Origin of the sequence: Amycolatopsis sp. cg13 (genome assembly GCF_041346965.1) — a bacterium.
Lineage (GTDB): Bacteria > Actinomycetota > Actinomycetes > Mycobacteriales > Pseudonocardiaceae > Amycolatopsis.
Genome location: NZ_CP166848.1, coordinates 7,974,425 through 7,992,264 on the forward strand (window position 1 = coordinate 7,974,425; position 17,840 = coordinate 7,992,264).

General features: G+C 70.0%; 9 protein-coding genes. 7 read left to right on the plus strand and 2 right to left on the minus strand.

Going from position 1 to position 17,840, the window contains the following annotated elements:
* Positions 1-9: 9 nt before the first annotated feature.
* From AB5I40_RS37420 to AB5I40_RS37435, 4 genes are all read left to right on the plus strand, one after another.
* Positions 10-10,407, plus strand: a complete 10,398-nt coding sequence (locus AB5I40_RS37420; protein WP_370934875.1) for an SDR family NAD(P)-dependent oxidoreductase — start codon at positions 10-12, stop codon at positions 10,405-10,407.
* Positions 10,408-10,511: 104 nt separating this feature from the next.
* Positions 10,512-11,435, plus strand: coding sequence for an ATP-binding cassette domain-containing protein (locus tag AB5I40_RS37425; protein WP_370934876.1), 924 nt, complete (start codon positions 10,512-10,514; stop codon positions 11,433-11,435).
* Positions 11,435-12,262, plus strand: a complete 828-nt coding sequence (locus AB5I40_RS37430; protein WP_370934877.1) for an ABC transporter permease — start codon at positions 11,435-11,437, stop codon at positions 12,260-12,262. The genes AB5I40_RS37425 and AB5I40_RS37430 overlap by 1 nt, the downstream gene beginning before the upstream one ends.
* 149 nt (positions 12,263-12,411) lie before the next feature.
* Positions 12,412-12,984, plus strand: a complete 573-nt coding sequence (locus tag AB5I40_RS37435; protein ID WP_370934878.1) for a hypothetical protein — start codon at positions 12,412-12,414, stop codon at positions 12,982-12,984.
* A gap of 144 nt (positions 12,985-13,128) precedes the next feature.
* Here AB5I40_RS37435 and AB5I40_RS37440 read toward each other — a convergent pair whose 3' ends face one another.
* On the minus strand, positions 13,129-13,896 hold the full coding sequence (locus AB5I40_RS37440) for a BTAD domain-containing putative transcriptional regulator (RefSeq protein WP_370934879.1): 768 nt from the start codon (positions 13,894-13,896) through the stop codon (positions 13,129-13,131).
* Between the two features lie 274 nt (positions 13,897-14,170).
* Here AB5I40_RS37440 and AB5I40_RS37445 point away from each other — a divergent pair, with 274 nt between their 5' ends.
* On the plus strand, positions 14,171-14,788 hold the full coding sequence (locus AB5I40_RS37445; protein WP_370934880.1) for a ScbR family autoregulator-binding transcription factor: 618 nt from the start codon (positions 14,171-14,173) through the stop codon (positions 14,786-14,788).
* Positions 14,789-15,055: 267 nt separating this feature from the next.
* Here the strand turns inward: AB5I40_RS37445 and AB5I40_RS37450 are convergent, their stop codons facing one another.
* Complete coding sequence (locus AB5I40_RS37450) at positions 15,056-15,679, minus strand: ScbR family autoregulator-binding transcription factor (protein WP_370934881.1); 624 nt, start codon at positions 15,677-15,679, stop codon at positions 15,056-15,058.
* Positions 15,680-15,859: 180 nt separating this feature from the next.
* On the opposite strand from AB5I40_RS37450, the gene AB5I40_RS37455 reads away from it, so the two are divergent.
* Both AB5I40_RS37455 and AB5I40_RS37460 read left to right on the plus strand, forming a co-directional pair.
* A complete protein-coding gene (locus tag AB5I40_RS37455; RefSeq protein ID WP_370934882.1) occupies positions 15,860-16,828 on the plus strand; it encodes a ScbA/BarX family gamma-butyrolactone biosynthesis protein in 969 nt (322 codons plus the stop codon).
* Positions 16,825-17,790 carry an NAD-dependent epimerase/dehydratase family protein gene (locus tag AB5I40_RS37460; protein ID WP_370934883.1) on the plus strand — a complete coding sequence of 322 codons (966 nt, stop codon included), beginning with the start codon at positions 16,825-16,827 and terminating at the stop codon, positions 17,788-17,790. Before AB5I40_RS37455 ends, AB5I40_RS37460 begins: the two co-directional genes overlap by 4 nt.
* Positions 17,791-17,840 lie beyond the last annotated feature (50 nt).

Genomic DNA, 17,840 nt, shown 5'->3' on the forward strand with positions numbered 1-17,840 from the left:
CACCCGCCCTTGATTCTGCGACAAGAGGTTCTCCAGATGTCTGACGAAGCCAGGACCGACGAAACCAAGCTGGTCGACTACCTGAAGCGGGTCACCGCCAACCTGCAGCAGACGCGGGCGCGGCTGCGCGCGGTCGAGGCCGCCGAATCCGAGCCGATCGCGATCGTCGCGATGGGCTGCCGCTATCCCGGCGGCGTCCGGTCCGCCGACGACCTGTGGGAGCTGGTCGCCAACGGCCGCGACGCGATCGGGGAGTTCCCGTCCGACCGCGGCTGGGCGCTGGACCGGCTGTTCGACGCCGACCCGGACAGCCCCGGCACGAGCTACGTCTCCGAAGGCGGGTTCGTGCACGAAGCGGGCGAGTTCGACGCGCCGTTCTTCGGCATCTCGCCGCGCGAGGCGCTGGCCATGGACCCGCAGCAGCGGATCGTGCTGGAACTGGCGTGGGAGACCTTCGAGCGGGCCGGCATCGCGCCGCATTCGCTGGCGAAACAGCAGGTCGGCGTGTTCGTCGGCAGCGGCGGGCAGGACTACTACGACGAGCTGCCGCCGTCCGTGCTCGCGGGCGAGGTCGAGGACTACCTGAGCACCGGCAACGCCGGCTCGGTCATTTCCGGCCGGATCGCGTACGCGCTCGGACTGGAAGGCCCGGCAGTCACGATCGACTCCGCGTGCTCGTCTTCGCTGGTCGCACTGCACTTGGCGGTCCAGTCGCTGCGCCAGCGGGACTGTTCGCTCGCGCTGGCGGGCGGCGTGATGATCATGTCGCGCCCGGGTCCGTTCCTCGCCTTCAGCCGTCAGCGCGGTCTTGCCGCCGACGGTCGGTGCAAGGCGTTCTCCGACAGCGCGGACGGCACCGGCTGGGCCGAAGGCGCGGGAACCCTTCTGCTGGAACGACTTTCCGACGCCCAGCGCAACGGACACCAGGTGCTCGCGGTCGTGCGCGGCTCGGCGGTCAACTCCGACGGCGCGTCCAACGGCCTCACCGCGCCGAACGGTCCCTCGCAGCAGCGGGTGATCCGGCAGGCGCTGGCCAACGCCCGGCTGTCCGCGTCCGATGTGGACGCTGTCGAGGGCCACGGCACCGGCACCACGCTGGGCGATCCCATTGAGGCGCAAGCATTGCTGGCCACCTACGGTCAGGACCGGACTGAGCCGCTGTGGCTCGGGTCGATTAAGTCGAACATCGGCCACGCACAGGCGGCGGCGGGTGTCAGCGGCGTGATCAAGATGGTGCAGGCGATGCGGCACGGGCTGCTGCCGCGCACGCTGCACGTCACCGAACCGTCCACAGAGGTCGATTGGACCTCCGGCGCGGTTGAGCTGTTGAAGACCGAGCGTCCGTGGGCGGCGGGAGAACGCCCACGTCGCGCGGGTGTTTCGTCGTTCGGCGTGAGCGGCACCAACGCGCACATCATCCTGGAGGAAGCGCCTGCGGTGGAGGCCGCTGCGCCGGCTACCCCGAGTTGGCCGGAGGGCGTCGCGGTTCCGCTGCCGCTGGCTGGCCACGGGAGTGCGGCGCTGCGGGCACAGGCCGCGCAGCTGGTCTCGTTTGCTGCGTCCCCGCTTGACCTGGGCTTTTCGCTCGCGACCTCGCGTTCGCCGCTGTCGCATCGCGCGGTCGTGCTGGCCGAGGACCCGAAGCAGGCCATCGCCGCGCTCGCGGACGGCGTCGCCACTCCGGACATCGTCACCGGCACGCAGGTGGAAGGACTGACCGCGTTCCTGTTCTCCGGCCAAGGCGCGCAGCGGGCCGGGATGGGGGCTGCGCTGGCTGCGGCGTTCCCGGTGTTCCGTGCCGCACTGGACGAGGTCTGTGCCGAACTGGACCAGCACCTCGACCGTCCACTCAAGACAGTCCTGTTCGAGAAACCGCGGTTGATCAACCAAACCGGCTACACTCAGCCCGCGCTGTTCGCGATCGAGGTCGCGCTGTTCCGGCTGCTCGCGTCGTGGGGGATCAAGCCGGACTTCCTGCTCGGCCATTCGATCGGTGAGCTTGCTGCCGCGCACGTCGCCGGGGTCTTCTCGCTGGCCGACGCCGCCACCTTGGTGGCCGCTCGGGCTCGGCTGATGCAGGCGCTGCCGTCCGGTGGGTCGATGGTGGCTCTGCAGGCGACCGAGGACGAGGTCACGCCGCATCTGACTGACGAGGTCAGCATCGCCGCCATCAACGGCCCGGATTCCGTCGTGCTTTCCGGCACCGAGGAGGCCGTCGCCGCAGTGGTGGCTGCGTTCGACGGCCGGAAGTCTTCGAAGCTCAAGGTCTCGCACGCGTTCCACTCGCCGCTGATGGAACCGATGCTCGCCGAGTTCGCTGCCGTGGCCCGTGGCCTGAGCTATCACCAGCCGGAAATTCCGCTGGTCTCCACGGTCGGCCCGGATGTCGACATGTCCACTCCGGACTACTGGGTGCGCCAGGTCCGCGCCGCGGTCCGGTTCCACGACGGCATCGGAACCCTTGCCGCACAAGGTGTCGGACGGTTCGCCGAGGTCGGTCCGGACGGCGTGCTGTCCGCGCTGGTCCGCCAGACGTCCGACGCGCTCGTGGTCCCGGTGCTCCGCAAGGACCGCGAAGAACCGGCCGCCGCCCTCACCGCGCTGGCTGAGCTGTTCGTCAGCGGCCTGACCCCGGACTGGGCCGCGGTCTTCGCCGACCGTGGTGCCCAGCGCGTCGACCTGCCGCCGTATGCGTTCCAGCGCAAGCGGTATTGGCTCGACGCCCGTGCCAACCGCGACGAGGTCACCGCCGCCGGGCTGACGTCCGCCGGGCACCCGCTGCTCGGCGCGGCCGTCGCGCTCGCCGACACCGACGGCGTCGTGCTCACCGGCCGGCTGTCCGTCGAAACGCACCCGTGGCTGGCCGAACACCAGCTCGGCGACGCGGTCACCGTGCCCGGAACCGCGTTCCTGGAACTGGTCGTCCGCGCCGGAGACCAGGTCGGCTCCGGCCGGATCGAGGAACTGACCCTGGGCAGCCCGCTCGTCCTGCCCGCCCGTGGCGGCATTCAGGTGCAAGTCACCGTCGGTGCGGCGGGGGAGCGCGACGTCCGTTCGGTGACTGTCCACTCGCGACCCGAGGACGACGACGCCGACTGGACCCTGCACGCAAGCGGCAGCGTCGCTCCGCAGTCGGCCAGCGGCGGCACTGCGCTGACCGAGTGGCCGCCCGCTGGGGCGGAGTCGGTCGCCATCGACGGCCTGTACGACGACTTCGCCGACACCGGCCTGACGTACGGCCCGCTTTTCCGTTCCCTGCAAGCAGTCTGGCAGCGCGACGGCGAGATCTTCGCCGAAGTCGCGTTGCCGGAGGACAACGACGCTGACCGCTTCGGCCTCCACCCGGCCGCGCTCGACGCGTGCACCCACGCGCTGCGCGTCGCCGGTGGCGGTGACGGCGGCGTCGGCCGGGTTCCGTTCTGCTGGACCGGAGTTGAGCTGCACGCCACCGGTGCGTCCGCGCTGCGTGTGCGGTTCACCCCGACCACAGAGGACGGTTTCACCATCGCTCTCGCCGACCCGACCGGAGCTCCGGTCGCGACGGTCGCCGAGACGGTGTTCCGCGCGTTCAGCGCCCCGGTCGCCGAGCAGGCCGCGCCGCTGTACCGGATCGAATGGCAGCGATCCGCGGATGTCGAAGCCACTGTGGACACTGCCGATGTCCAGCTTCTCGAGTGCATCGGCGAATCCGGCACTGCCGCGGAGACTCACGAACTCACCCACCGTGTACTGGCTGGGCTGCAGGCTTGGCTGACCGAGGAACACCCCGCGCACGCCCGGCTCGTGGTGGTCACGCGCGGCGCGGTCCCGGCCGCCGGAGACGTCACCGACCTCGCCGCCTCCGCGGTCTGGGGCCTGGTCCGCTCCGCGCAGGAGGAGAATCCGGACGCCTTCGTCCTGCTCGACCTCGACGCCGAAACCACGCCGGAAACGGTGTTGCCGCAGGTGCTGGCCTCGGGCGAGGCGCAGGCGGCGGTCCGGCTCGGCACCGTCCTCGTGCCTCGGCTGGTCCGCACGACACCCGAGCTGGAGCGGCCGTACTTCTGTCCGCACGGCACGGTGCTGGTCACCGGCGCGTCCGGCGCGCTGGGCGGAAAGCTCGCCCGGCACCTGGTCGCCGAGCACGGCGTCCGCCGGTTGCTGCTGCTCAGCCGCCGGATCACGCCCGCTCTCGACCAGTTGGCCGCCGAGTTGCGCGAAAGCGAGGTCGACGTCCGGCTGGAACGCTGCGACGTCGCCGACCGCGAGGCGCTGGCCAGCGTCCTGGCGTCGCTGCCGGAGGAGAACCCGCTCACCGCGGTCGTGCACGCCGCCGGCGTTCTCGACGACGGCGTGGTCACCGCTTTGACGCCGGAGCGGGTCGACGCCGTGCTCGCCCCGAAGGTCGACGGTGCGCTGAACCTGCACGAACTCACTCGCGAGATCGCGCTGTCCGCGTTCGTGCTGTTCTCGTCGGTCTCCGGCGTCCTCGGCGCGCCCGGCCAGGGCAGTTACGCCGCAGCTAACGCCTACCTGGACGCCCTCGCGTCGCACCGTGTCGCGCACGGCCTGCCGGGTCTGTCGCTGGACTGGGGCCTGTGGGGCGAGGTTGGCGGCATGGGCGGCACGCTCACCGAAGAGGAGGTGCAGCGGCTCGCGGCCAGCGGCATCGTGCCACTGTCCACTGCGGAGGGTCTGGCGCTGTTCGACCGCGCCATCGCCGTCCGCAAGCCGACCGCCGTCCCGGCCAAGTTCGACCTGCCGGTGCTGCGCAAACTCGACCGGCTCCCGCGCACGCTGGAGCAACTCGTCGGCCGCACCACCCGCCGGGTCGCCGCCGCTGCCGAGTCCTCTGTGGATTCGTTCGCCGCAAGGCTGCTGGGAATGCCGGACGAAGACCGTCGCGACGCGGTGCTGGAACTGGTGCGCAGTCACGCCGCCACCGTGCTCGGTTACCGAGCAGCACACGAGATCGAGCCGTCGGCGCAGTTCCAGTCGCTCGGGTTCGACTCGCTGACCGCGATCGAACTCCGCAACGGCCTCACCGCGGCCACCGGCCAGCGACTGCCCGCCACGCTGATCTTCGACCACCCGACACCGACCGCTCTCGCCGCACATCTGCTCGATGAACTGGCGGGCACTTCCGTCGAGATCAGCACAGTGTCCACTAAGGACAACTCGGACGAGCCGATCGCGATCGTCGGCATGGCCTGTCGTCTGCCCGGTGGCGTCACCTCGCCGGAACAGCTGTGGGAACTGGTCGCCGAGGGTCGCGACGCGATCGGGGACTTCCCGGCCGACCGCGGCTGGGACATCGACGGCCTGCTCGACCCGACCGGCCGCCGCCCCGGCACGACCTACGTCGCACGAGGCGGATTCGTCTACGACGCGGGCGATTTCGACCCGACGTTCTTCGGCGTCTCGCCGAAGGAAGCGCCGATGATCGACCCGCAGCAGCGGTTGCTCCTCGAAGCGTCCTGGGAAGCGCTGGAGCGGTCCGGGATCGACCCGGTCTCGCTCAAGGGCAGCCCGACCGGCGTGTACGCGGGCGTCCAGTACCACGACTACGTCGGTGCGAACAGCGCTGGCTCGATCGTCACCGGCCGGGTTTCCTACACCCTCGGCCTCGAAGGACCGGCCGTTTCCGTCGACACCGCGTGCTCGTCCTCGCTGGTCGCGATGCACATGGCGGCGCAGGCGCTGCGCGGCGGCGACTGCTCGCTCGCGCTGGCCGGCGGCGTCACGGTGATGGCCACGCCGGAGACCTTTGTGGAATTCAGCCGTCAGCAGGGCCTCGCCGCCGACGGCCGGTGCAAGGTGTTCTCCGACGACGCCGACGGCACCACCTGGTCCGAAGGCGTCGGCGTGCTGGTGCTGGAGCGCCTTTCCGACGCCCGCGCCAACGGCCACCCGGTGCTCGCGGTCCTCAAGGGCAGCGCGGTGAACCAGGACGGCACATCGAACGGCCTGACCGCGCCTAACGGTCCCGCGCAGCAGCGGGTCATCCGCGCCGCGCTGGCCGATGCCGGACTCGAACCGTCCGATGTGGACGCCGTCGAAGCGCACGGTACCGGCACGAAGCTCGGCGACCCGATCGAAGTCCAGGCGCTGCTGGCGACTTACGGCGCGCAGACGTCGGCGGACCGTCCTCTGTGGATCGGTTCGGTGAAGTCGAACATCGGGCACACGCAGGCCGCCGCCGGTGCGGCAGGCGTGATCAAGATGATCGAAGCGATGCGGCACGGCGAACTCCCCGCGACGCTGCACGTGGGCAAGCCATCGAGCGAGATCGACTGGTCCACAGGTGCGGTGCGAGTGCTCGCCGAGCCGGTGAAGTGGCTGCCGAACGGCCACACCCGCCGCGTCGGCGTCTCGTCCTTCGGCGTGAGCGGCACGAACGCGCACGTGATCCTGGAGGAAGGCGACCGTCGCGAGGTCACCGCCTCGACTGGCCCGGAGTACGACGGACCGGTCGCCTGGCCGGTCTCCGGTCGCGGCGCGGCTGCGTTGCGGGCCAAGGCCGAACAGCTGATGTCCTATGTGGACGAGGACCCGGAAGGCAGCCTCGCCGACATCGGTCTCTCGCTGGCGACCGCACGCAGCGCTTTCGACCGTCGCGCGGTGCTGATCGGCAGCCGCTCGCCGCAGTTCGTGCGTGGGCTGGCGGCCTTGGTGGACGAGGAAGACGCACGCGGCGTCATCCGTGGCACCGCGACCGGCAGCGGCCGAACCGCGTTCCTGTTCGCGGGTCAGGGTTCGCAGCGGGCGCAGATGGGCACGCAGCTGGCCGCGCGGTACCCGGCCTTCGCCGAGGCCTACGACGAGGTGTGCGCCGAACTCGACAAGCACCTCGACCGTCCGCTCCGTGAAGTGATCGACAGCGGCGAAGGCCTCGACGAGACCCGCTGGACGCAACCGGCGCTGTTCGCGCTGGAAGTCGCACTGTTCCGTACGGTCCGATCCTGGGGCGTGAAGCCGGACCTGCTGGCCGGACACTCGATCGGCGAACTCGCCGCCGCGCACTGTGCTGGCGTGTTCTCGCTGGCCGACGCCGCGAAGCTCGTGGTCGCCCGGGGCAAGCTGATGCAGGCCCTGCCGACCGGCGGCGCGATGGTCGCGATCGATGGCACGCCCGAAGCGGTTCGCGAAGCCGCCGGGGACACTGTGGACATTGCCGCAGTGAACGGCCCGACCGCAGTCGTCATCTCCGGTGCCGCGGAAGCGGTCGCCGAAGTGGCGGCGAAGTTCGAGCGCACCAAGCAACTCCGCGTTTCGCACGCATTCCACTCGCGACTGATGGACCCGATGCTCGCCGAATTCCGCACTGTCGCGGAAGGACTGTCCTATGCGGAACCCAGGATTTCGATCATCTCCACGGTCACCGGCGGCCCGGCCGACCTGACCTCGCCGGAGTACTGGGTAAACCAGGTCCGCGAAGGCGTGCAATTCCGAGACGCGGTCGCCCGGGCCGCGGCAGACGGTGTGACCCGGTTCCTCGAACTGGGCCCGGACACCACACTCACCGCGATGGCCGACGCCAGCCTCGACGACCGTCCGGACGGTCTCGTGCTCGCCTCGCTGCTGCACAAGGAGCAGGACGAAGCCGTCGCCGCGCTCACCGGTGTCGCGCAGCTGCACGTCAGCGGCGTCGACCTCGACTGGTCAGCGATCTACGCTCCGACCGGCGCGCACCCGGTGCCCGTGCCGACGTATCCGTTCCAGCGCCAGCGTTACTGGCTGGAGAGCACGGCTGCCGCGCCGGGGCAGGAAGACCATCCGCTGCTCGGCACCGCGACGGAGCTGGCCGGTGCGGAGGGCCTCCTGTTCTCGGGACGGCTGTCCGTCGGCACGCACCCGTGGCTGGCTGACCACGTCGTCGGCGGCTCGATCCTTTTCCCCGGCACCGGTTTCGTCGAGATGGCGATCCGCGCCGGAGACGAGGCCGGATGCCCGCGCCTGGACGAGCTGACGCTGGAGTACCCGCTGGTGGTGCCGGAGCGGACCGGCGTGCGCGTCCAGTTCGCGCTCGACGCCGCGGAAAACGGTATTCGCACCTTCACTGTCCACTCGCGACCGGAAGGCGCGGCGGACGGCGTCCCGTGGACCCGCCATGCCACTGGACGCCTTGCCAAGGCAGGCAAGTCGGAGAAGTTCGACCTCTCCGCCTGGCCGCCCGCCGCCGATCAGGTGCAACTCGATGGCACCTATGAGGAACTGGCCGCCGACGGTCTCGCGTACGGCCCGGCGTTCCGCGGCCTCGTCGCTGCCTGGAAGGGCGATGGGGAAGCGTTCGCGGAGATCCAGCTGCCTGCTGCGGTGTCCGATGTGGACCGTTACGGCATCCACCCGGCCGTTCTCGACGCCGCCTTGCACACCATCGGCGTCTCCGGCGCGGTCGGCGACGAACCGGCGCTGCCGTTCGCGTGGGAAGGCGTCCGGCTGCACGCAGTCGGCGCGACGACGCTGCGGGTGCACGTGAAGCAGATCGGTTCGGGTGCGGCTGCGCTGAAGATCGCCGACGCCACCGGCGCACCGGTCGCTTCGGTGGATTCGCTGCTGCTTCGCCCGATGTCCGCACAGCCGCAGGCCGCCGAAACCGGGGGCACGGAGTCGCTGTTCCGCCTCGCCTGGGAGCAGACCGACCTCGACGCGGTAGCCGAAGTCACCGACTGGACCGTGGTCGGCGACGACCCGTTCGGCCTCACCGATGCCCTCGGCGCCACCGCCGCGACCAGCATCGACGACGCTTCCGGCCTGGTCGTGCTGCCCGCCGCCGGCGACGACGTGCACGCGGAACTGCACCGCGTCCTCGGCGAACTGCAGACGTTCCTCGGCCGTCCGGAGGGCTCGCTGCTAGTGGTCACCCGAGGCGCGGTCGCGGCCGGCGCCGAGGAAAGCCCCGACCCGGTCGGAGCCGCGGTGGCCGGACTGGTCCGTTCGGCGCAAGCCGAGCACCCGGACCGGATCACCCTGGTCGACCTCGGCACCGGAACCCCTAGCGGCCGCACCCTTGCCGCAGTGTCGGCATCGGACGAACCGCAGGTCGCCCTCCGCTCCGGAGCGGTGCTGGTACCGCGGCTGCAACGAGCCGCCGACGCCGCTGCCGCGCCGGTTTGGCACTCCGAAGGCACCGTGCTGATCACCGGCGCGACCGGTGCGCTCGGCGGTTCCGTCGCCCGGCACCTGGTGACCGAACACGGCGTACAGAATCTCCTGCTGGTCAGCCGTCGTGGCGCGGACGCACCGGGCGCGGCCGAGCTGCGGGACGAACTGACCGGTCTCGGTGCCGAAGTCACGCTCGCCGCCTGCGACGTCGCAGACCGCGCCGCGGTTTCCGCGCTTCTGGACGGAATTGATCTGCGCGGAGTCGTGCACGCAGCCGGTGTCCTGGACGACGGTGTCCTGACTTCCCTTACGCCGGAACGTCTCGACAACGTCCTGCGCCCGAAGGTCGACGCCGCGGCGACGCTCGACGAGCTGACCCGCGACCGCAACCTGACCGCGTTCGTCCTGTTCTCCTCGGCCGCCGGCGTGCTCGGCGCACCGGGCCAGGGCAGCTATGCCGCGGCCAACGCCTACCTCGACGCGCTGGCGGTCCGCCGCCGCCGCGAAGGCCTCGCGGGCTCGTCGCTCGCCTGGGGTCTGTGGGGCGGCGGCATGGGCGCGGCGCTGGAGGACGCGGACGCCCACCGCATCGGCGAAACCGGCATCACGGCGCTGTCCACTGAGGACGGTCTGCGATTGCTGGACGCGGCAGCTGGTTCGCCTGAACCGCTGCTCGTGCCGATCGCTTTGGATACCCGCGTACTAGTGTCCTCGGGCGACGACGATCTCCCGGCCGTCCTGCGCGAACTCGCCGGCTCTCGCGGCCGACGAGCGGCTCAGGATGCCGTGGAGGACACCGAATCGCTGGCGCAGAAACTCGGCGCGCTCCCGCCGGGCAAGCGGGTGCCGACCGTGCTCACCCTGGTGCGCACGCACGCGGCGACGCTGCTCGGGCACGCCGGTCCGGAGGCGGTGGAAGCGGACCGCTCGTTCAACGAGGTCGGCTTCGATTCCCTGTCCGCCACCGGGTTCCGCAACAAGCTCAGCCTCGTCACCGGCCTGAAGCTGCCGGTCAGCCTGATCTTCGACTACCCGACGCCGCGGATCCTCGCCGAGCACCTGGTCACCGAACTGGCTCCGGCCGAGACCGAGCCGGAACCGTTGACGGACCAGGGAATCCGGGACGCGCTGTCGGCGATCCCGCTGGAACGGCTGCGTTCGGCGGGCCTGCTGGACGGACTGCTCGAACTGGCGGGCATCCAGATCCCGGAACAGGCCGAGCACCTGGAAGAGGAACAGTCCGCGGTGGACGAGGACACGATCGACGAACTGGACACCGACGCGTTGATCAGCATGGCAATCGGGGGTGGGGACGACGATTAGCCCACCCCTATCGGGTCCGGCCGGTATTGCCGCTCTCGCGGCCGCTGTGGCCCACTTGATCCCGACAGTTTCCCCGCTTGACCGAACCGAGGAGAGGTAACCCGATGGTCACCGGCTACGCAATCGAAGCACGGGGGCTGCGCAAGTCCTACGGCGATGTCGACGTCCTGGAGAGCGTCGACCTCAGCGTCGAGCGGGGCACGATGTTCGCGCTGCTGGGCCCCAACGGCGCCGGCAAGACCACGACGGTGCGGATCCTCAGCACCCTCCTGGAGGCCGACGGCGGCACCGTGACCGTCAACGGGCACGACGTCGCCAAGCGCACCCGCAAGGTCCGCGAGCAGATCGGCCTCACCGGACAGAACACCGCGGTCGACGAACTGCTCACCGGCCGCGAAAACCTGGAAATGATGGGGCGGCTGTTCCACCTGCCGATCGCGCGGGCGAAGGAGCGGGCCACCGAACTGCTCGCGCAGTTCGACCTCGAAGAAGCCGCGAGCCGTCCGGTGAAGACCTACTCCGGCGGCATGCGGCGCCGCCTCGACCTCGCGATCAGCCTGATCACGTCGCCGCCGGTGCTGTTCCTCGACGAGCCCACCACGGGTCTCGACCCGCGCAGCCGCTCGGCGATGTGGGACGCGATCCGCAAGCTGCTCGACGGCGGAACCACGGTCCTGCTCACCACGCAGTACCTCGACGAGGCCGACCAGCTCGCCGACCGGATCGCGGTCATCGACAAGGGCCGCGTCGTCGCGGAGGGCACCGCCACCGAGCTGAAGCGCCGGGTCGGCACCGAACGGCTGAAGCTGACTTTCGCGTCGGTCGCCGAAGCGGGCCGCGCGCAGCAGATCACCGGCGGCGTGCTGCTGGACGAGACGGTCAGCGTCCCGATCGACCACCCCGGCCAGGTGCGCGCGACGCTCAACCGGGTCGCCGACGCCGGGCTCGAGCCCGCCGGGATCGAACTGTCCGAGCCGACGCTCGACGACGTGTTCCACACCCTCACCTCAACCGCGGGAGCGAAGTGATGACCCAGACCTTGTCCAGGGAAACCGAGGGGGCGCAGCTCCCCGCGGCGCCCGAAAGCGCCGGGCTGGCCACGGTGCTGTCCGACTTCCGCGTGCTGATCGGGCGCAACGTCAAGCACATCACGCGGAACCCGGAGATGCTGCTGCAGGCGGTGTCGCTGCCGATCGTGCTGCTGCTGCTGTTCCGCTTCATGTTCGGGCCCGCGATCAACGTGCCCGGCATGGCCTACGTCGACTACCTGGTGCCCGGCCTGCTGGCCATCAGCATCGGCTTCAACTCGACGACCACGGTCGTCGGCGTCGCCGCCGACCTCACCCAGGGTCTCGTGGAACGCTTCCGCTCGATGCCGATGTTCGGCCCGGCGGTGTTGGTGGGCCACGTCGCCGCCGGCATGCTGCGCAGCCTCGTGTCGTTCGTGATCATGGTGGCGATCGGCTTCGCGATCGGCTTCCGCCCCGGCGGCAGCGCACTGGGCTGGCTCGCCGCGATCGGCCTGCTGGTTTTGTTCGCGGCAGGCGTCTTCTGGCTGGCGGTGCTCCTCGGCTCGATCTCGAAGACGGTCGAAGGCGCCGGCGGCCTCGGCATGATCCTCGTGTTCGTGCCGTACGCCTCCAGCGCTCTCGTGCCGACCCAGGCAATGCCCGGCGTGCTGCGCGTGATCGTGGACAACCAGCCGTTCACGGTCCTGATGGACGCCGTGCGCGCCCTGATGAACGGCACCCCCGCGGGCGGTACGGCGTGGCTCGCCCTCGCTTGGTGGGGCGTGATCACCGCCGCGGCCTCGTTCCTCGCGGTGCGCAAGTTCAACCGGCGCACCAAGGGCTGAACCACTTTTCACCGCCGAAGGGCGACCCGCACGCCGCGGGTCGCCCTTCAGGCTTGCCTAGGGGACCCCGATTCCGCTAGATCCGCTTTAGATCGGTCCGGCACTCTCTGTGGAGTAGAGAGGACCACTGCGTGAAGTGAGGTGGCGACATGCCGACCCGGGTGATGGAAAAGCCGGTCGATCCCGTAGCCGCGTGGCTGGCCCCGCTGGCGGACGACCCGGCGGGCGCGGTCGCGTTCCTCTCCGAAGTGACCGACCGCTGCTCGCGACACCACGGCTCCGGCCGAATCCTGGTCCCCGGCGGCGGTCCGGTAGCGGACGCACTGGCCGGCGAAGGCTACGAAGTCCACCTGGAACCCGGCCCCCGCTTCGACGCGGGATACCTGGGCGCGGACGTGCTGTCCCGCCTGCCAGACCAACGAGACCAGCTGCGAGCCATCGGCCGCTACAGCCGCCTCCTGCGCCCCGGCGGCGCCTTGGTGGTGCAGGGCCGTCACCCCGATCCCGCGTGCTGGACCGCAGACGCCCGGGTGCGAGCGGTGGACGACGTGCGGCAGATCGTGCACCTGACCGACGCGTCGCTGCCCCTGCGCTATGTCTGGCCCGCCGAACTCGACCTGATGGCCGAACTGGCAGGCCTGGCTTTGGACAGCCGCTGGGGCGGCTGGTACGGAGAACCGGTTACGTGCGGCGGTTTCGTCGTCTCGGTCTACCGCAGCTAGGGGTGTCGTGAGGGGAACCCTGAGGGAATCAGATTCCCTCAGGGTTCCCCTCACGGCTTTTCTCTTCCCGCCACGCCCGCGCCACGAAAACGGCCCGGTCTCCGCTTGTGGCGGAAGACCGGGCCGAAACGGCGCGGGTCGGGATCAGACCGCGTCCGACATCTCCCCGACAAGGATGCTGTGATGCAGCTTCCGCAGCGAACTCCCCGGCTCAATCCCCAACTGCTGCACCAGGTTCTGCCGCGCGGACGCGAACGTCTCCAACGCCTCGGCCCGCCGGTTGGACCGAGCCAGCGCAGTCATCAAGTACTCGGTGAACGTCTCCCGGAGCGTATGCTCCTTCGCGAGCGCCGACAGCTGCCCGACCACCTCGCGATGCCGCCCGATGAGCAGCTCGGTCTCCATCAGCAACTCGAGACACCCGAGCCGGCTCTCCTCAAGCAACGTGGCATACGCCTGCACATCAGGAGAATCGGTGAACCCCCCGAACGCCGAGCCGCGCCACAGATTGGAAGCCTCCCGCAGCACCTTCGCGGCCTGACCGTAGCCACGGTCCCAGTGCAACGCGCGCCCCTGCTCGTAAAGCCGGGTGAACCGATCAGCATCCAGCTCATCGATCCCCACATGCAGCGAATATCCCCGCGGACTCGTGACAACAGGGTTGTCTTCCGCGCTCTCACCGTCGCCCCGCAACAGTTTCCGCAGCTGCGACACGTACACATACAACGCCGCGCTCGCCCTCGCGGGCGGATGCTCGCCCCAGATCTCGCCTATCAGATGCTCAGCGGTCACGACCTGGTTGTTCTTGGCCAGCAACACGGACAGCAAGGTCTCGATCTTGCGAGCCCGCGGGGCGCAGACGCCGGGCCGGCCGCTCACTCTGATCTGTCCGAGAATTTCGTAGTTCAGCATGACTGCCCTCCGGTGTCTCTCGCGCCGGACCCGCCCGGCGGCGCCCCCAGCGCCGCTGCCTGCCGGTCCGAGCCGGGTCCACCATTGGACCATAGCAAACCGGGAGGTCGGTTTTCAAGGAAAAACCGGGAGGTTGGTCTGTTTTGATCTTGGATTCCCGGCGGGGGCCAGGTAATCGGCCGGAATCTCTGGTAAACCGGGCGGTCGGTATGTCATGATTAGCCGGTCGGGACGCACACCGTGCCGTTCCCGGCGCGAGACGATGGGGAAGCCGGTGACGAAACAGGCGCGTGCGGAGCTCACCAGGCTCTTGCTGCTGGACGCCGCCGCGGCGCTGCTGCACCGCGACGGCTACGCGGCCACGAGCATGGTGGACATCGCGCGCGAAGCGGGCGTGACCAAGGGCGGCCTGTACTTCCACTTCTCGTCGAAGGACGAAATCTGCGACGAGGTGCAGTCGGCGGCCGTCGCGGTCCTGCACCAGCACGTCGCGCGGGCGCGCGGGAGCCGTCCGCATCTGCGCAGGCTGGCCGATCTGAGCCGGGCGCTGATGGGCTGGCTCGCCGAAGACGCGAAGGTGGGCGCGAGCTTCCGGCTCGCCCGCGAAATGGGCTCGAACGACCCGAGGTTCGTCGCGTTCGTCCGCGCGTGGCTCGGCCAGGTGCGCGCGCACATCGCCGCCGCGCACGGGGCGGGGGAGCTGAGCCCGCACGTCCGCCCGGACATGGCGGCGCTGCTGGTCGTGGTGACCTGCGTCGGCCTGGAATCGGCGGCGGCGAGCGGGACGATCCCGGCCGGCACCGACCTGGCGAGCACGCTTTCCGAGCTGTGGCGGGTGATCGAGGCATCGCAGCCGGCGGATTCGACCACCGCCGAGGCGACCGGCACCTGAGCGGTTGTGTGCCGGGTTGATTCGCGAGTCGCGTCGCTGAGGCGACCGGCACCTGAGCGGTTGTGTGCCGGGTTGATTCGCGAGTCGCGTCGCTGAGGCGACTGGTGCCTGAGCGACCGGTGCCTCAGCCGCTGCGCGCCCGGTCGATCCCCGAGTCGCACCGCGACCGCGCCAGCTTGATTCCCGAGGCCCGCCGCGACCGTACCGCGGCGAATCCAGAATCCCAAACCGACCGTCCGGTTTCGGGCCGCGCGGCACCAGAACTGGCTAGTCGTCGGCGGGAAAAGTCCCGGCCGGATTGAACTTGTGCAGCCGCCGGGGCGGGACGACCGCGCTCAGGATCGTCTGCCACATGAACGTGGCCCGCTCGTGCAGGTCCGTCCGCCCGGTCAGCACCTGCGAGCTGAGCTGGGTCCCGGTGAACGACGCGACCACGTACTGCGCGAGATCGTGCGCGTTGACGTCCTTGCGCACGTCGCCCGCGGCCTTCGCGGCGAGCAGGCAGCCGTGGATGGTGTCGGTCCACTGCTTGTACGCGCCCGCGGCGGGCGTGACGAACGAGCCCTGCTCGATGACGAGCCGGATGCTGGCGCGCACGCGCACGTCTTTGCGCAGGCTGTGCCCCATGTTCTGGGTGAGGTCGATGACCGTCTGCAGCCCGGGGCTCTCGATGTCGGCCAGCGGGTCCCACACGGTGAACTGCTCGTTGATCAGCGCGTCCGCGAGTTCTTCCTTGGACTTGAAGTGGAAGTACAGCGCGCCCTTGGTGACTCCCGCCTCGGCGAGGATGTCCGACAGGCTCGCGCCTAGGAAGCCGACCGCGTCGAACCTGGACGCGGCTGCGTCGAGGATGGCATTTCGGGTCTGCTCCGCGCGTTCCTGGCGAGCCACTGTGACTCCTCTCGGGGGATCGCGGGCCCGCGCCGGGCCACGCTGACACACCAGTCTACCTCCGCGCGGCCCGCGGAGCCAGAGAAAAAAACCGGTAGGTAGGTATGGTTTTGTCCGCTCTTTTCCGCTAAAAATGTTGTGGGGGTACTGGGGAAGTACTTTTTTTCTGGGAGGACCGACATGGTCGGTACGCTGTTAGAGGAGTCTGTCGGAAGAAACTTCATCATCGACGGCGAAAGTTCGCCGGGCGGAAGCCCGGTCGACTTCCAGCAGACGATCCCGCGCAATCTCGTGCACCGCGCGGCCGTCTCGGAAGTTTTCGTCACTGATCTGAACATCGTGGGCGAGGACCGGTTCGAAGTCGGCGCGCAGTGGCCGCGCCGGCACGGGTTCTTCGGTCCGCGCACTCCGGGATCGCACGATCCCATGCTGTACCTGGAAACGTTCCGCCAGGCGATCATGCTGGTCGCGCATCGCGCGTACGGCGTCTCGCTCGGCACCGTGTTCGTCGGCGGCCGCAAGACCAGCTCTATCACCCCCGAAGGGCTGGTCACCGAGGGCAGGCCGATCGACGTGGTGCTGCGGGCGAGCGTCCAGGACGTGATCCGCCGGGGCAACAACGTCGGCGGCATGCGGTTCGAGTTCGGCTGCTTCCGCGACGGGGAGCTGATCGGCACCGCTTCGGAGACCATTCGCTGCGTGTCCCCGGCGGTCTACCGCCGGCTGCGCGGCGACCACTTCGCGGCGACGCCGTTCCAGGCCATCGCGTTGCCCACGGTGGAACCGGTGCTCGTCGGCCGGGAACGCAAGGAAGACGTGCTGGTCGCCGAGACCGCGGAGCCCGGCACCTGGTCCCTGCAGTTCGACCCGGACCACCCGGTCCTGTTCGACCACTCGGTGGACCACGTCCCGGGCATGGTGCTGCTGGAAGGCGCGCGGCAGGCGGCGTTGCTGACGCTCGGCGACCCGTACGCACTGCCGTTGCGCACGGACTTCGATTTCTCCGTCTACGTCGAGTTCGACTCGGAATGCCTGCTGACGGCGGAAGAAATCGGCGTCGATGCGGACGGGGCCCGCCTGGTGCGGGTGGCGGCGGAGCAGAAGGGCCGTCCCGTGGCGAGCGGCACCCTGGCGATGCGCAGGTCATGACTGCCGGCCTGGGGGCGGACAGTACGACCGGGGAAATCCTCGTCACCGGAGCGACCGGGTTCATCGGATCGGCGGTGCTGCGGGCGTTGCTCGCTCGCGGTGCCGCGGTCCGGGTGCTGGCGCGCGGTGCGGTGCCGGAATGGATCACGCGATCCGGCGCGCGGATCCACGAAGGCGATCTCACCGACGCCGCCGGGCTGGCCGGGGCGTGCACGGGCGTTGCGACGCTCGTGCACGCCGCGTCCCGGATCGGCGGCACCGAAGAGGAATGCGCGCAGGTCAACGATCGCGGCACGGCCCGGCTCCTCGCGGAAGCGCGGCGGGCGGGCACGCGCCGGATCGTGCACCTGAGCACCTGTGCGGTTTACCGCGACGGCGAGCATCGAGGCGCGCCCGAGGACACGCTCGACCTCGGGCCCGCCTCGGCCACCAGCCGCACCAGGCTGGCCGGGGAACAGCAGGTCCGCGCCGCGGGCGGGATCGTGCTGCGGCCGCACCTGGTGTACGGCGACGGCGACCGGCACGTGGTCCCGACGCTGGCGAAGTGGCTGCGCGCGGTGCCGGCGTGGGCCGACGGCGGCAGGTCCCGGACATCAGTGGTCTCGTCCTGGGATCTCGCTGCCGTGCTCAGCGCCTTCGCACTGGACCCGGCACTGGGCCGCCCCGGCGAGGTGTTCCATGTGGCCGACCCGGAACCGGTGCGGATGCGCGAGCTGCTCGAAGCCGTCTGCACCGTGCTTGACCTGCCGATTCCCAGCCACGACCGGCCGCTCGCCGAGCATCGGGCCCGCACGCCGTGGCTCAGCGAGCACCAGCGGTCGCTGCTCACCCGGGACCATTGGTATGCCAGCGAAAAGGTCTGGGAGACCACCGGAGTTTCTCCCGGGCCGGGACTCGGCGTCCGAATGGCTCAGTCCCGGAACTGGTATCGGGAAAAGCTGGCAATTCCCGAGGCCGGGTGAAGATCGAATTCGCGGAAAGTGATCGAACGAATTCGAACGGCAATTGTTCG